The 15,564-nt window shown below is 55.0% G+C and carries 16 protein-coding genes and 1 pseudogene; 1 reads left to right on the top strand and 16 read right to left on the bottom strand.

Annotation, left to right across the window (positions count from 1 at the left end):
• Positions 1 to 345 (top strand): annotated as a pseudogene (locus tag HX899_RS27315) (hypothetical protein); the annotation flags it as partial.
• A 127-nt stretch (positions 346 to 472) separates the two neighbouring features.
• On the opposite strand, the gene HX899_RS27310 reads toward HX899_RS27315, so the two are convergent.
• The 16 genes from HX899_RS27310 to HX899_RS27235 form a co-directional block, all read right to left on the bottom strand.
• Complete coding sequence (locus HX899_RS27310) at positions 473 to 1,279, bottom strand: glycosyltransferase family 2 protein (protein WP_181293841.1); 807 nt, start codon at positions 1,277 to 1,279, stop codon at positions 473 to 475.
• Between the two features lie 292 nt (positions 1,280 to 1,571).
• Positions 1,572 to 2,594, bottom strand: coding sequence for a bifunctional 2-polyprenyl-6-hydroxyphenol methylase/3-demethylubiquinol 3-O-methyltransferase UbiG (locus HX899_RS27305; RefSeq protein WP_181293840.1), 1,023 nt, complete (start codon positions 2,592 to 2,594; stop codon positions 1,572 to 1,574).
• Positions 2,591 to 3,448: a glycosyltransferase family 2 protein gene (locus HX899_RS27300; protein ID WP_181293846.1), complete on the bottom strand. Its 858-nt coding sequence runs from the start codon at positions 3,446 to 3,448 to the stop codon at positions 2,591 to 2,593. Before HX899_RS27300 ends, HX899_RS27305 begins: the two co-directional genes overlap by 4 nt.
• Before the next feature lie 121 nt (positions 3,449 to 3,569).
• A complete protein-coding gene (locus HX899_RS27295; protein ID WP_181293839.1) occupies positions 3,570 to 4,436 on the bottom strand; it encodes a hypothetical protein in 867 nt (288 codons plus the stop codon).
• Entirely contained in the window at positions 4,421 to 5,053 is a 633-nt protein-coding gene (locus HX899_RS27290) for a PIG-L deacetylase family protein (RefSeq protein ID WP_180194721.1), read from the bottom strand. Before HX899_RS27290 ends, HX899_RS27295 begins: the two co-directional genes overlap by 16 nt.
• Entirely contained in the window at positions 5,050 to 5,751 is a 702-nt protein-coding gene (locus HX899_RS27285) for a WbqC family protein (RefSeq protein ID WP_181293838.1), read from the bottom strand. Before HX899_RS27285 ends, HX899_RS27290 begins: the two co-directional genes overlap by 4 nt.
• Complete coding sequence (locus HX899_RS27280; RefSeq protein WP_181293837.1) at positions 5,748 to 6,713, bottom strand: glycosyl transferase; 966 nt, start codon at positions 6,711 to 6,713, stop codon at positions 5,748 to 5,750. The genes HX899_RS27285 and HX899_RS27280 overlap by 4 nt, the downstream gene beginning before the upstream one ends.
• On the bottom strand, positions 6,695 to 7,372 hold the full coding sequence (locus tag HX899_RS27275; RefSeq protein WP_180194723.1) for a glycosyltransferase family protein: 678 nt from the start codon (positions 7,370 to 7,372) through the stop codon (positions 6,695 to 6,697). Before HX899_RS27275 ends, HX899_RS27280 begins: the two co-directional genes overlap by 19 nt.
• A complete protein-coding gene (locus tag HX899_RS27270) occupies positions 7,369 to 8,385 on the bottom strand; it encodes an N-acetylneuraminate synthase family protein (protein WP_138390724.1) in 1,017 nt (338 codons plus the stop codon). The genes HX899_RS27275 and HX899_RS27270 overlap by 4 nt, the downstream gene beginning before the upstream one ends.
• A 99-nt stretch (positions 8,386 to 8,484) precedes the next feature.
• Positions 8,485 to 9,555, bottom strand: a complete 1,071-nt coding sequence (locus HX899_RS27265) for a radical SAM/SPASM domain-containing protein (RefSeq protein ID WP_138390723.1) — start codon at positions 9,553 to 9,555, stop codon at positions 8,485 to 8,487.
• 1 nt (position 9,556) lies between these two features.
• The gene (locus tag HX899_RS27260; protein ID WP_181293836.1) at positions 9,557 to 10,402 is read right to left on the bottom strand and encodes an NAD(P)-dependent oxidoreductase; all 846 of its coding nucleotides are present in this window, start codon (positions 10,400 to 10,402) and stop codon (positions 9,557 to 9,559) included.
• Complete coding sequence (locus tag HX899_RS27255) at positions 10,395 to 11,108, bottom strand: nucleotidyltransferase family protein (RefSeq protein ID WP_018497436.1); 714 nt, start codon at positions 11,106 to 11,108, stop codon at positions 10,395 to 10,397. Before HX899_RS27255 ends, HX899_RS27260 begins: the two co-directional genes overlap by 8 nt.
• The gene (locus HX899_RS27250; protein ID WP_180194727.1) at positions 11,101 to 12,081 is read right to left on the bottom strand and encodes an NAD-dependent 4,6-dehydratase LegB; all 981 of its coding nucleotides are present in this window, start codon (positions 12,079 to 12,081) and stop codon (positions 11,101 to 11,103) included. The genes HX899_RS27255 and HX899_RS27250 overlap by 8 nt, the downstream gene beginning before the upstream one ends.
• A complete protein-coding gene (locus HX899_RS27245; RefSeq protein WP_181293835.1) occupies positions 12,078 to 13,397 on the bottom strand; it encodes an ABC transporter ATP-binding protein in 1,320 nt (439 codons plus the stop codon). The genes HX899_RS27250 and HX899_RS27245 overlap by 4 nt, the downstream gene beginning before the upstream one ends.
• Complete coding sequence (locus HX899_RS27240; RefSeq protein WP_138390736.1) at positions 13,397 to 14,275, bottom strand: ABC transporter permease; 879 nt, start codon at positions 14,273 to 14,275, stop codon at positions 13,397 to 13,399. Before HX899_RS27240 ends, HX899_RS27245 begins: the two co-directional genes overlap by 1 nt.
• A gap of 85 nt (positions 14,276 to 14,360) precedes the next feature.
• Positions 14,361 to 15,560 carry a glycosyltransferase family 1 protein gene (locus tag HX899_RS27235; RefSeq protein ID WP_246697187.1) on the bottom strand — a complete coding sequence of 400 codons (1,200 nt, stop codon included), beginning with the start codon at positions 15,558 to 15,560 and terminating at the stop codon, positions 14,361 to 14,363.
• Positions 15,561 to 15,564 lie beyond the last annotated feature (4 nt).

The following is a 15,564-nucleotide window of genomic DNA, read 5'->3' as shown; positions in this document are numbered from 1 at the left end:
GTCGGAACAGGAAACTCGCTGGACAACCTAATCGTCGGCGGTAGCGGGACCGACACCATTGCCGGTGGCGCCGGCAACGACATCCTCGTTGGTGGCGAGGCGGCAGACTTGTTCGTTTATTTGTCGAACTGGGGCCACGACACGATCATAGACTTCATGGCAACCGGCACGGCGCACGACACGATCAGAATCGATCACAACATTTTCGCCGACTGGGAATCGCTTTTTGCTGCATCCAGTCAGTATGGCGACGATACAATCGTTACGGCCGATATCGACAACACCATAGTCTTGAGGAACGTAGCCTTGACGAGCCTAGACTCGGGGGATTTCCTTTTTGCGTGAACCCAATCGAACCTCCTGGTAACCCCCCGGGGGAGCTCGGGCATGCTGCGGCGGAGAGGATGACGGCGATTGCGGACGGGTTCGAGGGAGGGTGGCGGTGTGGCCGGCTATTGGCGGCGGCGTGGACTTAGGCTGATAGGTCCTGCGATCGATTGCGCATCAGGAACTGGCCTAACCGGTTCACAATCTTAAAGGCCCAGAACATCGATGCTGAGACCTTGATGCCATGGTCGGCAAGGGCGCTCAGCACCTCCTTGTTCTGACGCGATATATTTTGAACGTTCTTGTTCGTGGCGCCCCCTAAGCGCATTCTGACCAGGACTCGCGGGATATAGATTGTTCTGATCCGCGCGACTTCCAAAAATCGCATCATAAGCTCGACGTCGGCTGCAAGCCGATAACGCAGATCAAACCGCCCGAACTGATCATAAATGCTACGGCGAACATAGAATGTCGGATGTGGTGGACACCAGCCACGGGCGAAAGAACCGGATCTGAACGCACGCGATTTCCAGTAGCGGATCTTGCGATCGGTATGCCGGTTGGAAATATAGACGAGATCGCCGTAACAGCCGTCATATGCTTCATCTTCCAGCGCAGCCGCCACAGTTCCGAGGGAGTCGCTGCTCTCGAAAATATCGTCCGCATTCAGGAATCCGATGATATCGCCGGTCGCTAGACCAATCCCTTTGTTCATCGCCTCATAAATGCCTCCATCCGGTCCTGACAACACACGGCGGTTCTCCGCCGCCGCCGAAGCGATGAGGGCGAGTGTAGAATCTTTTGAACCGCCGTCGATGATGATGTGTTCGAAATCGCGGTAGGTTTGCGTGTCGATGGACCGTAAGGTGTCAGCAATGGTCTGCTCGACATTCCAGCAAACAGTGATGAGGCTTATGCGGGGAATACGTGGATCGGCGGTGTCTGCAGCCATTTTGACGGGGTCTTGCTCACATTCTAAGGGGCGATCTGGCCAACCCGTAGCAGACGGAAAGGCGGCGTCGCAATCCAGTACTGCAGATTATCCTTGATCAATGCAGGAGGTCCCTCGCCAGTTCGAAGCAACTTCTTCCGGTTCTTGACACGCCATGCTCATTGTATCCGGGCCTCGCGGCGTGAGCTTGAACTGCACCCGTGCCTGCATATCTGCTCCTATGCAGTCGGAGCGTTCCGTTGAATTCTCCTACGTGCGATCGCCTGACCTTGCGAGAGAGCGGGTGGAATTTCTAGATCGGCCTCAGCACGAAGAGAAGGCTGTCGCCCTTGCCTGCGGCATCCAGAATTCGATTGCCCAATCCCATCACCATCCCGGCCCCACGTGCGCCACGCGATAGGGCTACGTTCTTCAGTCGAGTGAAGAACGGTGGCCTGGCTTGGATTGCATCAGCATTGTGCGTCCAGGTGGATGATGACTTGCCCTCCTGTTTCCGCTCGCGTGCGGTGCGTAATTGCAGGACCGACCAGAGATTAGGCGTAACCGTTCTGACGTTTTCGACCTTGTAACCAAACTTGCCGGCGAGTTTGGTAAAAGAGGTGCGGTTGAAATGATTTTGGTGATAGGGAATGTGCCAATTGATCCAGCGGTCTTTCCAGATCTTGTGATGAAACGAGCCCGTATTGGGAAACGCCATGATCACGCGGCCCTGGGGGGTGAGACGTTCTCTTACCGCCTGCAGCATGGCCGAGGGATCCGGCACATGTTCGAGCACCTGATTCAACACGATCAGGTCGAACTTCATGTCGGGAAAAGGCAGATCGTAAATGTTGCCGATATGGACCTGCAGACCGAAATGATCGGCGATTGTCCGCACATTCGGATCCGCCTCGATCCCCCAGCTTTCAATACCCTTGTTACGCATTTCAAGGAGTGAAATGCATGAGCCGCAACCGACATCCAGTACCTTCTCACCAGGCTGCGCCAGATAGTGGCCTTGGTGATCGGTGCCGGCCATCCAACGATTGAAAGCGGCGAAAGGCTTGTTTACCAGCGCAGCTTCTCGCTCTATGGCGGAGAAATCGACTTCCCGGCGCGGATAATAGGTGCTGTAAAGCCCAGGTAGGTCTTCTTCCGTCAGCGGCGGTGTCGTCGTCATATGACCGCAAGACACGCACCTCTTGATTGAATATACACCGGGGCAGCCGTATCGATCGTCGGATATGCGCTCGATAAATGTTTCCATATTCGAACCGCAGGCAATACACTGCATCTGATGATCGCTCTTCATTGCGTCGTTATTGTCCTTTTTCATTTCTTCGCTCGCAGAGCATGGGCCGTCCGGATAATCACGAAGGCCGCCATGCGCAATGGTGCTGTCAGCCGTTGCAAAGGCGTGCCGATCAAAGAAAAGAACGCGACCCGCTGAAATACATTATGGGGCGAGCGCCGGCCAAAATGCTTCTTCCGCGAAGACGTATTCGACACGTGAGCGCCGTAGACTGGCGGTGAATAAACTATGGCTTCGCTGGAAACAAGGAGTTGTACGCCCGTTCGTGCGAAGCGCATGGATATTTCGTAATCGGCCATATAATGCGGCAGGAAACGCGGACGCATGGTTCCATGCCGTTTGAACAGTTCCGCGGGAAACAACGTTCCGCGACCGCTGAGCGCGTCCGCCTTATAGAGCGGCTTAGGATTCCGGCGCTCCTCTTCACTCAACTCGGCAAGAATGTCCCATACCGCAATACGATTTATGTTCAAGCGCGGTCCCACGCCCGTCAAAGGTGGGTCGCTTTCCTCCTCATGAACGACGCTGCCGACAATGGCATCCCCATTTTCGCGTGAACACCGTATCAATGTCTCGACATAGGTCGGGCCAAACCACGTGTCATTGTTGACGAACAGTATGTAGTCTTCGGGACCGCAGTCGGGCAGAACCCGCTTCAGACCGACCTCTATGGCTCCGCCCCACCAAAGATTGCCGTCGCCTCTTATGCTCGTCACGTCAGGCTGCGCCGCGAGGAACTCAGCCGTTTCATCGGTTGAGCCGTCATCGATGACGACAATTCGAATTCTGTCGACAACGGTTTGGGCCCTCAAGGCCGCGATAACTTTGCGAGTGTGCTCAAGTCGGTTGAAGACCGGAATTAGAACGTTTACGCGCATCAAATATTGTCGTCTTTCCTTACGAACCAACAGAAATCTGGCCGTTGTACAAAAGACACATCGGCGACAGCGAACCGCGCGTTTGTTCTATCAACCAGTATTGACGCAGGATGAAGGCGCTTCATTCTTCGAACCAAGCCTGGAAAGGCCGCCTCTCAAATTCGTCCAGTGCTCCGCCGGGTGTGGAATTGACGACGCGGATACCATTCGCTTTGGCAATATTTGCGATGGCTCGATATTGTCGCCACAGCCGCGCCAGCTGTTGGAACTCGTCGTGACGGCCCCTTGTCAGAGTGCCGTCCGCATTGACGGTGAAATCTTTTCCCTTTTGCACCTTGAGGTCGAACGCGTATCCGTAGGTTGACGACAGGAAACGATCGTGGTCGACGCCGAGCAGGATGATCTCTTTGAAACCAAGATACATCGCTATCATCAAGGCCATCACCGGCACCGACTCGACACGAGGGACCGGTTGAGAGATATCGACGATTTCCTCTGATGTTCTTTCGTCGAAGCTTTCACCGAGCACGAGATACCGAACTGTTCGCCCCGAAAACAGATTGTGTTTTCGAACGAGCTCCGCTTCAGTGGAACTGAGAAACAGTTCCGCGGCGCCCAAGTGCGAATGCATCTCGTTAAACCAGTCGATCACGTCCTCCGATGTCATCGTTACGTAGGTAATCTGCGGGACACAATGATAACGAGACTGGAACTTGCCAAAATCGGAGTGCAAATAGCCGTTGGAAACGGTTATAACGGCTTCGCCATGAAGTCGCGACAGATCCAAGCCCTTGACGCTCGGGCCGTTCCCTAAAATAAAACAGCGGCCACCCTCGTGCTGACCAGCAAGCTGTCTATTTTCTGCCAGTGATCTCGCGACATCAGCAGAGAATTTGTGGCGAGTACTTAGCCTGCGCCTCAACTCATGCACACCATAGGGGAGCAGCATGGAGCCAAAGGTCAAAATCTTCCTCAAAGCTGCAGCCACTTCACCACCTCAAAAACCTCCGCGTATTTTACACCGATGCGCTGGCCGGCGTTCTCGGCTTCGTTGCGGAAGAAGCTCACCCATTTCCGCCCCGTGCGCTCCATCTCGGATTCATGGGCAAGGATCGCCTTTTCCTTCTGGTCCCAATGGGAGGTGATGTCGACGTAGAAATTCCCCCTGAAATCGACCGTCGAATGGTACCAGTTGCTGCGGTACATCAGCAGACGAGGCACATGGCGGCAGCTGTGCAGCGATGCGCGCGACAAGGCCAGGTGGTCATGGTGGATGTCTCCGACCCAGTGGGTGTAGACCATATCGATCTTCAGATCCTGCACGAGCTTGAGGATCTCGATATTCAGCGGATCGACGAATTCGATCTGAAGGGTTTTGAACTCACCACAGAACATCTTTTGGACGCCGAGAATTTCCATCGCAGCATCCGCTTCGGCTCTAGCGACCTGGCTGCTGCGGACGGACTGGTCATACTGGTTGGAAAAGCCGGATACGGTCGCGACATAGACATAAACCGTGTCGCCGTTTGTAGCGTGACGCGCCAATGCACCGCCACAGCCTAGTTCCACGTCGTCAAAATGGGCACCGATCGCGAGAATATTCATTTGCAACTCCAGAGCAGGTCACGCGTGCCTGCAATACCACAATTCAGCAGTGTGTCGAGAATGCTGAGATAGGGCATGAACTCGCCGAAGGGCTGTGGATAAACCGGATGGACGAAATGCTGCCATTCGATTTCGATCCCGGCTGCCTGGAATACTTCTGGCCGCATATAATCGCGCGCCCCCAGGCCTGAGAGATAACGTGTTGCTCCCACTTTGCGCAGCAGTTCGACCAGCAATTCGTTCCTATGCCCTTCCGGACTTAAAGTACTCGATCGCACCGTCGGCATGGTGATTTCAAGCATATCCAGAATGCCGTCCAGGAAATGCATATTGAAATCGGCTAAGAGGTCGAACCGCTTGCCGTAGAGGGCTTCGATGCGGGGAAAGACTTCGTCCCAACCAGCAGACTTGCGATAGTTTTCGCGAAGCAGGGAAAGGTTTTGGTCTATCCAGTCCGTGCCGGGCGCCAGTTCCACCTCGTTGATTGGGGTTCCGAGCCTTGGCTTTCTAATTCCGACGGTGAGCCACCGATCACCCTGTGCCGTCTTTATTTTGTCACGATGCGTCCAGCTCTTGCTCGTGCCATGGACAAACTGAACGTGATCGAGAACGATATAGAGGTTGGCATTCAAAAAACGCTGAAAAAAGCCGAGATATGAAGCGAAATCCGGCTGGTGAATAACCGCTGTGATTGTCATGCAGCCAGTCTTTCAAGCAAATCGGCAACGCGGCCGACGCCGCCAAGGTCAACCTTGGCCATGGCAGTCTCGCTCATGGTCCTGATGGGGATCGGCGTTTCCAGGATGCCGAGATCGAACGCCGAGTGATGCCCGGCAAAGAACGCCGCTCCTAACCCCTCGAGTGCACGCCCGACCGGAATTTCGAAAGGTTCGTTGGCGATCACCACACATGGCAAGCCAGCCGCACAGGCTTCGAATGGGGTCACACCGCCGCCGGTAATCGCCAGATCGTGGCCATGCATCTCTGCCGCAAGCGACGGCACCTGGTTGAGCAGTTTGAACCGATCGGGTGCCGCGGTCGCGACGACCTCTTCAAGCTCCGCCATGTGTTGGAAGCTCGGGCCCGTGACGATGGTGACAGGAAAAGGCTTGTTGCTCAGCCATTTGGCGACGCGGACAGTCACGCCGTAGGTATCGGCGCCGCCGAGCGTGACCAGGATCGACGCGAGGCTTTGCCGAAGCCTGCGAAACGCCGCGATTTCCGGATTGAGTATCATGTACTCCACCCCCAGCCGAACATCCTTGCCCTTGAGATCCTCCGTCTTTTCGAACAGGAGAGCGCAGATGTTGATGTCGGCAAGTTCCGCGCCATCGCCACGATCATCAAAGGTAACGAGCTTGGCGCCCAAACGCTTGATCGCTTCACTGTGGGATCGCTGCGTATTGAGGCGGTCATTGATCCAGACCGAGGATGTTGCATCGGGTTCGATAAAGCCATTCTCCCATCCGGTCACGGAGGCGAGATCATAAAGCGCCACGTCAAAGCCGCGCTCCCGGATGATCCTCAACGAATTCGGATGATCGTTCGCTAGAAATAGGACCGGATGACCGCGCGAACGCAGTTCGGTGGCGAGTGTCAACGATCGAAACAGATGCCCCATTCCGCGTGCATGCGAACTTTCTATGCAGAAGACGAACATAGTCTGATCGCTTCTTCTGTCCCGAGCCAGTTCCCACCCCCGCGCGCTGTAAGAGCACAGGCACGTCTCCAGTCTTCTTCAGTATCTACCGTCAGGCGCAGTTCGGGGGATATTTTAGCCGGCGGCACGTCGAGCTGGCCGATCTTGAACAGTTCCGGCCGGTCGGTGAAGTATTCATTCACGTGCTCGCGATGGTGCGGCAGTTTTCCCTCGCGATGACTGCGCGACAGCGCTTCGAAGGTAAATATTTCGGCGCCGACGCCTATAGGCAACTGGCCGAACGCATGCGTGTAGTCGAATCCCTGTCTTTGGTGCAGATCGATCAGCCTTTCGAGCTCCTCGATGTCAGTGAAAGGATTATCCGCGGTCAATCGAACAATGTCGGACATTCCGAGCGATTTTGCGCATTGAAAATAACGATCGAGAACATCGGCTTCGTCGCCACGAAAGCAGCTTACGCCATGCTCAAGGCACCAGGCTTCGATCATATCGTTCTCGCCGGCCGATGATGTTGCAACGACAACCCTAGCAGGCCGCGTCAACATCTGAAGCCTACCCAGGACATGTCCGAGAAGCGGCTTGCCGGAAATGTCGCGAAGCACCTTTCCTGGCAATCGGGTCGATCCCATCCGCGCCTGGATAATGATGCCAAGCGTCACGCCAGATCGCTCCACTGGAGAACGGCGTCCGCATCAAGATCCTTTACGAGCCGTCGCCCCGCAAGAGTTTCGAGATGCTTAGGTTCGACTCCCGTCCCAGGTCGTTTGACAGAGATATCGCCGGCAGAGATGACATGGCCGGCTTTGAGCGGTCGATTGACGACAATGCTTTTGCGGTTGTTCAATCTTGTCGTCGCTTCACTTGCTGCCGGCTCTTTGCGACCACTGCCCTTCATGATCTCGAACGCACGTATCGCATCCACAAGCCATTTCATTTCCGCCGGATCGGCGGAGAGTATGTGGTCGGGACCGTCGGCGGCTTTGTCGTAGGTGAAATGCCGCTCTATAACCCGTGCCCCCATCGCGGCAGCACAAAGGCTGGCGACGGGGGACAACGTATGGTCGGAATAGCCAACGTCGAGATCCGGAAACGCCTCCATCATCGTTTGCATTGCGCGCAGGTTCACATTTTCCGGATGCGTCGGATAACTTGTGATGGCGTGCAGCAGAATGAGCTTCTGATTACCCGCCTCCTTGATTGCGGCAACGGATTCCCGAACTTCGTCGAGCGTCGACATCCCCGTCGACAGGATTATCGGCTTGCCCGTTTTTGCCAGATAGCGGAGAAAGGGAATGTTGACCGCATCGTCCGAACCCACCTTGTGGGCACCAACCCCACACTTCTCCAACAGATCGACATCCGTTTCGTGTGAGGGCGACGAAAACCAGTCCAGCCCATGCTCCTCGGCATAGCGGAAAACCGCTTCGTGAAGCTCGTGACCGATTTCATACTTACGGAAAAGCTCGAATTGCGAGGTAACGCCGGTGTTTTCCATATCGAACATGGCGTTGCGGCTCGACAGGGTCTCTGCGCGATAAGTCTGGAGCTTGACAGCATCCACGCCGGACGCCTTTGCCTCGTTGATCAGCCGTCTTGCCTGATCAAAAGTCGTAAAATTCCCGCCGATTTCGGCGATAATATAACACCGGTCAGGTCGGTAGTTCCGGAACATCTGCTACTCCTGCAATTCACTATACAGCCGGCGTTCCAATAGCGGTAGCACAGCGACGTCATCCCGCACACGACCAGTATACGACTCCCGGCTGCTTCTCTATTTTCCGATTTCCTGAGCCCGATCCACGTAATTTCGGACAATCACTTTCCGGCCGCAGATTTCGGTCGGCTCGTCATCCGTCAGGCGAGGCAGGTAGCATCGGCGGCATACTTCGCTTTTCAAGAAGCCCTGCGGTTCTTTGTGCAAGGCGCGGACTGCATTCATTTTTTCGCCGTGCCAAATCTGGTGTACCGTCTCCATCGTCGCGTCACCAATGACTTCGCGATTTTCCTCGTCGTTCGAGCACTTCATCACAAGCCCGTCGGCGCCGATAACGAGGCGCTGGTATTGCTGAGGGCAGGTGAAGTTATCCAGATATTGAACGTCGGAATCGTTGCCGAGATAATCGATCAGCGGGTTGAAGGCGACAAGATCCACATGAGGCGCAAAGGTTTCATAGTAGAGATCCGGATTTTCCCTGATCGCCGGCCAGATGCCCTGCACCTTGATGACCGGACGGTGGAGCCCGCGCTCGTCTTTGTACTTCTTGATGTCTTTGATCTTATCGAGCAGGGCCTCGAACTTGATCGGCTTGCGGATTTTCTCGTAGGTCTCACCGGTGCCGTCGATTGAAACGGTGATCCAGTCGATGCCGGCGTCGACAAGCTGAGCGAAATAGTCTCTGTTGAGCTTGAAGCCGTGCGTGAGGGTCGAGACTTCCTTGATCCCATGATCCTTGGCATAACGCACACAGTCGGCGAAGCGCTTGTGCAGCGTGGCCTCGCCCCGCAGCGACAGACGGATCGCAGGAACTTTGCCGCCGATCTCATCGATGATGCGGCAGTAGAGATCCCAGTCCATCCGCGTCGTGTTCACACTTTTCTTGAACTCGTCGCTGATCGTATAGCACATCGGGCAGCGCAGATTGCAGATCGATGCCAGTTCAAGATCGACCAGCAGCGGATAGTCCGAAACCTGCTGGGTCAGGGCATATTCTGACCATTTGCGACGGTAATCTGCGTATTCGGCTTCCCACCCTTCGCCCCGGAATTTGTCGAACGCGGCTTCGCGCTCGACCGTGTCCATCGAGTAGTTGCCCTTGTTGATCGGAACGTAACGTTCGTTCAATTTACGACTCCTTCATCATCGCGCGCATCCCGGCCGGCAGATCCCATTCCGGCCGCCATCCGAGAACGGTGCGAGCCCGCGTGATATCGGCCCGCACGTCAGGTATTTCATTCCGCCGAACTGTGCAAGATGACACTACAGGTAGAGCAGTGCCGGCAGCTTCTTGCAAGATGTCGATTATTTCCTGCACCGAATACGACATTCCGGAGCCGATATTGATGCAATGGTAGCCTTCCGCGACGTCCATGGCCTTGGCAAAGGCGCTCAGGACATCTTCAACGAAGATATAGTCACGCCGGGGACTGAGATCCAGGACCTGTATTTCCTGCTTCGTCCGTATCCGGTTCAGAAGCGTCGGTATCAGGAATTCGGGGCGCTGCCCTGAGCCGTATATATTGAAAAGGCGCAATACCACCACCGGTATCTGCTCGTGCGTGGCGGCGAACTCACAAAGCTGTTCGGCAAGATGTTTGGAAAGAGCGTAGGGGTTGTTCGGCCTGACCGGATCGCTTTCATGGATCGGCAGCCGGTCAGGCACCCCGTAAATATAGGCGCTTGCGAACACGAGTTTGGCCTTGTGTCGCTTGCACCAGCTCAAAGCATGTTGCGTTCCAAGGACGTTGGCGGCCATGAAACTCGGTCCTTGGCTCCAGCTATCCGGAACGAATGTCTTGCCGGCAAGGTGAAACAGCGTGCGCGCCGCGGGAAGCTCCTGCCAAAGCTGCTCTTCGCTTATATCTCCGTGTGTTCGGTCAAGCGCAAGCACGTCAAAACCGGCCTCCTTGAGCCGTCTGACCAGACGCCTCCCGAGAAAACCGCCAGCACCGGTGACGATGGCATCAACCATTCAAAAACCTGGACTGCATGGATTCAAACTGCTCGATCGCCAAGGCATAATCGTCAGGCCGTCCGATATCGAGCCAATAGCCCGCAAAATCTCGAACCGTGGCCGGCTTGCCGGCTGCAAGAAGATCAAGCATCAACTGATCAAAGCCATAGGCGCCACCTTGTGGTATGTGCTCCACGGCCCTCGAAGACACCATGTAGACGCCCATGCTGACTTTGTATTCAGCCGTCGGTTTCTCGCGAAAACCGGTCAGCAGCCCGGCCTCGCCGGTGTCAAGAACGCCATAGTCTATACGATGCTGACGCGTCTTGGACGAGATCGTGAATATATTTCCGTCGCGGACGTGGGCATCATGAAAATCGGCATAGTTGAGATCCGTCAGAATGTCGCCGTTCATAACCAGGAAATTCTCCGGCAGATCCTTTATCAGCCGCAGCGGCCCCATGGTGCCAAGAGGCTCGTCCTCGAGCGAGTAATCGATACGCACGCCCCACTTGTCGCCATCCTGGAAAAAAGCCTTGATCAGCTCGGCCTGGTGGTTGACGGCAAGCGTTATATGCTGAAATCCGCCTGATATCAGCTGACGAATGATCACCTCAAGGATAGGATAGTCGCCGATCGGCATCAGAGGCTTTGGAAGCACGACAGTATAGGGCCGCAACCGCGTTCCCATTCCGCCCGCCAGAATGACTGCGCGCCTAGACATTGAAGATATCCGCCTTGTATCTCGCCAGGTTCTGTGGCTGACGCAGCCAGTCGATCGTTGCCTTCAGACCATCTTCCAAGCTGTAACGCGGCGAAAATCCTGTCAGAGACTTGATCAGGCTGTTGTCGCAGCACAAACGTTCCACTTCGCTGTTTGCCGGACGCAAACGCTGTTCGTCGCATTCGATCTCCACGCTGACGCCGATGATGTCGGCGATCAGCCGAACGGTATCGCCGATCGATATCTCGCTGCCCGAGCCGATATTGACCGTCTGTCCGATGGCTTCGTCGCAGGCCGCGAGCGCCAGAAAGCCGTCGCATGTATCCTGCACGAAATTGAAATCCCGGGTGGGCGAGAGCGCACCAAGCTTCAGCGTCGTTCGTCCACTCAGAAGCTGTGAAATCACAGTCGGAATAACCGCCCTTGCAGATTGTCGCGGGCCGAACGTGTTGAAGGGCCGTGCGATCGTCACCGGCAGGTCGAAGCTCGAATGATAGCTGTAGGCCATCGCGTCAGCACCGATTTTTGACGCCGAATAGGGCGACTGTGCCTGCAGCGGATGACTTTCGCTGATTGGGACAAAGCGAGCCGTGCCGTAGACCTCGCTGGTCGAGGTCTGGATGACACGGCCAACGCCGGCATCGAGAGCGCCCTGAAGCACATTCAACGTGCCATTAATGTTGGTGTCTACATAGCTGGACGGCGCCTGATAGGAATAGGGAATAGCGATGAGCGCGGCCAGATGAAATATCGTGTCAACGCCTTTAGCGACGGCACGCATTTGTGCCGGGTCGCGAACGTCTCCAAGAATGACCTCGAACTTGCCGCGGTATTCAGACTGGTCCAGCCAGCCCCAGCTGGAAAACGAGTTGTACTGGCAGAGGGCGCGGACTTCCACGCCTGCCTTGACCAAGGTTTCAACGAGGTGAGAGCCGATGAAGCCGTCCGCACCGGTCACGAGTACTTTCTTCATTTCCATAAGCCTTCAGAATCGCGGAGGTAGAGCATCTTCACATCCCAGGGGAGCTGGATCGCCGAAATCGACGGTTTTCGCTGCTGCCCCAGCATCTGGATGATCCCGACATTGTCTTCGACTTCGAACCGTATGCCTTCAACCACCGAATAGATCGAAAAACGGCTGGAAATGCCGGCGCGAAGATAAAAGGTTCCGGTGTTCAACAAGCTAGCCGGAATGACTACTCGCGCCCGATAATAACCTGGGGACCGGGTGTCGAGGCGGCTTACGTCGAGTTCCGGATCAGACAGGCTGATGACCGCGGAATAACCATCCTCCATCATGATCTGCAGCCCGACGGAAAGCCCTGTCAGTGGTTCGCGCAGTTCATACTCCATCTCGATGACAAAATTCTTCGTGAGTTCAACAGTTTGTGCTAGCTCGCCATCTTCCTTTCGGATGGAAAGGCGAGAGATCACCGCCTTGCCGTCGACATCCTGTGGGTTGATTTCAAAATCTATCTTCCCGCTCAGTTCAGGCCGGTCGAGATAGGCGCGAATGACATCGGACGTACTGCCCACGGCAGCCACGCGACCGTCGGACAACAGAATGGATCGAGGGCAAAGACTGCTTACAGCCGTCATATTATGGCTGACGAACATGATTGTTCGGCCCGCCTTGGTCACCTCCCGCATTCGGCCCATACATTTGTTCTGGAAGTTGACGTCGCCAACTGCCAGAACCTCATCGACAAGAAGTATTTCGGGTTCCAGATGTGCCGCAACGGAAAAGGCAAGTCGAACATACATGCCTGAAGAGTAACGTTTGACTGGGGTGTCGATGAAATCGCCGATTTCTGCGAACTCGACGATCTCATCGAACTTCGCGCGAACTTCGGAGTGTGTCATTCCAAGAATGGCACCGTTTAAGTAAACGTTTTCGCGGCCTGTGAGTTCGGGGTGGAAGCCGGTTCCGACTTCCAAGAGGCTCGCAATCCGGCCTCGAATGCCAATATAGCCCGAGGTTGGACGCGTTATGCGAGACATCAGCTTCAGAAGGGTCGACTTGCCTGCCCCATTGCGACCGATTACGCCAACGATATCGCCGCGGGAAATCTCGAAGGACACATCATCCAGGGCGTGAAAAATGTCGTTCTTAAGCCGAGTCTTGTTCTGTCTGTCGGAAGCGTAATCCGACACGGAGGCATTGGGGTCCGGCAGATTGCGGAACCGCGCCCACCAGCTTTGGAGGTCGCGGTACAAGGTGCCGTGATTAATGATACCCAAGCGATAGTGTTTGCTGACATTCTCGGCGCGTATAACGATATCATTCATCAAACGGTATCCATAGCGGTGGCCTCAGCCCGCGCAAAAAGTATCAAGCCGCCAAACATAATAATCAGAGTGGCCGCGACATTCGCCAGGCAAATGCTCAGAGGAAGCGGCGACGCGTCGAAAAGTGCCCAACGGAATACCTGAACCGGAGTCGTCATCGGATTGAGGTAGTAAAACCATTGATATCGTTCGGGAACCTGGCTGAAAGCATAGACGACGGGTGTCGCATACATCCAAAGCTGCGTAACGAAACCGACGGCATAAACCAGATCACGATATCGAACTGTCAGCGCGGAAACCAAGAGTCCCATTCCCACACCAAGCGTTGCAACATATAGCAAAATCAATGGTGTCGCGAAAACGAAACGCAAGCTGATCACAATATCATCCTGACTAAGCCAGAGAACAAAAGAGATCGTAAGCAGCAGCGTGAATTGGATGGCAAATGCGACCAGGCCGCTCATCGCGACTGCGAGTGGTACGACTAGCCGGGGGAAATACACTTTTCCAAACAAGTTCGAGTTTTTCGAAAATGTTTCTGAGTTATTGGTGAGGCAAGCTGAGAAATAATTCCAGATAATGGTGCCGGACATATAAAAGACAAGCGGGGAAATTCCATCGGTGGAGAGATTGGCAATCTTTCCGAAGACGATGTAATAGGTGACCGTCGTCAGTATCGGTTGTATGAGATACCAAACCGGTCCAAGCACGGTTTGCTTGTAGAATGTCGTGAAATCCCTTTTGAAGAACATCCAGATAAGTTCACGATATTTCCACGCGGTCGTCAGCCCGACGCTGATGGTGCCGGACGGCTTGATGACTATATCCCAGGGTTCGGTGCCGCTTTCCCCTTCCTGTTTTGTCACGTGACCTGTCATATTAATGCGCTCAAACTCTCCGTTAGCCGTTGCTCGTGCCATATTTTCTACGGCCTCAGGGGACTGCATGGACCAACGCCATGTATCATGCGACTCGATCGAGGACACGCCCCAAAATTTCTCTCAGACGGTGGTCGAAATCTTCTTGCTTCCACAAGGAAGCTCTTTCAAGCCCCTTTTTGATCAAAGAGGAACGTAGGTCTTCATCTTCCCACAGGCGGCTCATTGCCCCTTGAATTTCCGCGACGGATTGCGGCGAGAAATAGAGAGCCGCGTCGCCGCACTGTTCACGCATACCATACTTGTCCGATATCAAAACGGGGCAACCGCACACCATCGCTTCAAGCGGCGGAATGTTTGTCGGGCCGAAAAAAGTCGGCATGACCAACCCTCTGGCACGACGATAAAACCCAGCCAGATCCGAATCCGGTACATAACCGACGAAGTGAACAGCTTGGGATAGCCCAAGCTCGCTTGCTATCGCTTTGACGGCCGCATATTCGCGCTTTGTATTGCCCGCCAAGACCAGTTCCATGTTCGGATGAGTCCTGCGCGCGGCTGCCAGCGCTTGTATGAGCCGCAAGTGATTCTTGTGAGGCCAGAATTGCGCCGGATAAAAATAGAATTTTTCCGGAAGCCGGTAGCGTTCGGCGAAGGCGGGCGTCTCGACCGAATCCGTAAGATAGTTCGGAGCGATATAAGGCAGCGGATATATGTGATCTTCTGGCGTACCGTAGCTTTCCATGACATGCCGCCGCCCGGTTTCGGAATCGACGAGCACGGCAGCGCTCTGGTTCGCAAGGTGACGGAACCGGCTTTCTCTCAGTTGAAAGCGCAACCAGCTTCCGGCTTCTGGAAAGCTGCGTTCATATCTGTGCATCAAATCGTGAATGGTTGCGATCGAGGACTCCTTGATCTGCCAGGTCAGGGCGTCTTGAGCCGGAAAAATCCACAGATCACATTGGAGAGATGTCAATTCCCGCACGAGTGGGTTCACCCATCTCGCGATGTTACGCGCTACGGAGCCGGGCAGAACCATGAACAGCTTGGCAAGTGTCTCGCCTCGCTTCCAGTGCTGCAGCGGGACGGCCTTCAGCGGGCTGGCATCAAGTTCAGAGCGCCAGGCTTCGTCCCCATAGGCAACGATGACATCCACGTCCGTGCCGTCGATTGAAGGCAGGGCCTGCACAAGGCTTTGCGCGTACTGGAACATACCACCGGCATGGCGGCCTACTCCGAGATAGAAACCAATCCTCTTCCGGCGCAAGGTAATTCGGTCGTCCAAATGT

The organism is Rhizobium sp. WYCCWR 11146 (genome assembly GCF_013591995.1).
GTDB lineage: Bacteria > Pseudomonadota > Alphaproteobacteria > Rhizobiales > Rhizobiaceae > Rhizobium > Rhizobium indicum.
Note: the sequence above shows the minus strand (reverse complement) of the source record. Positions and strands in the feature narration are given on the sequence as shown.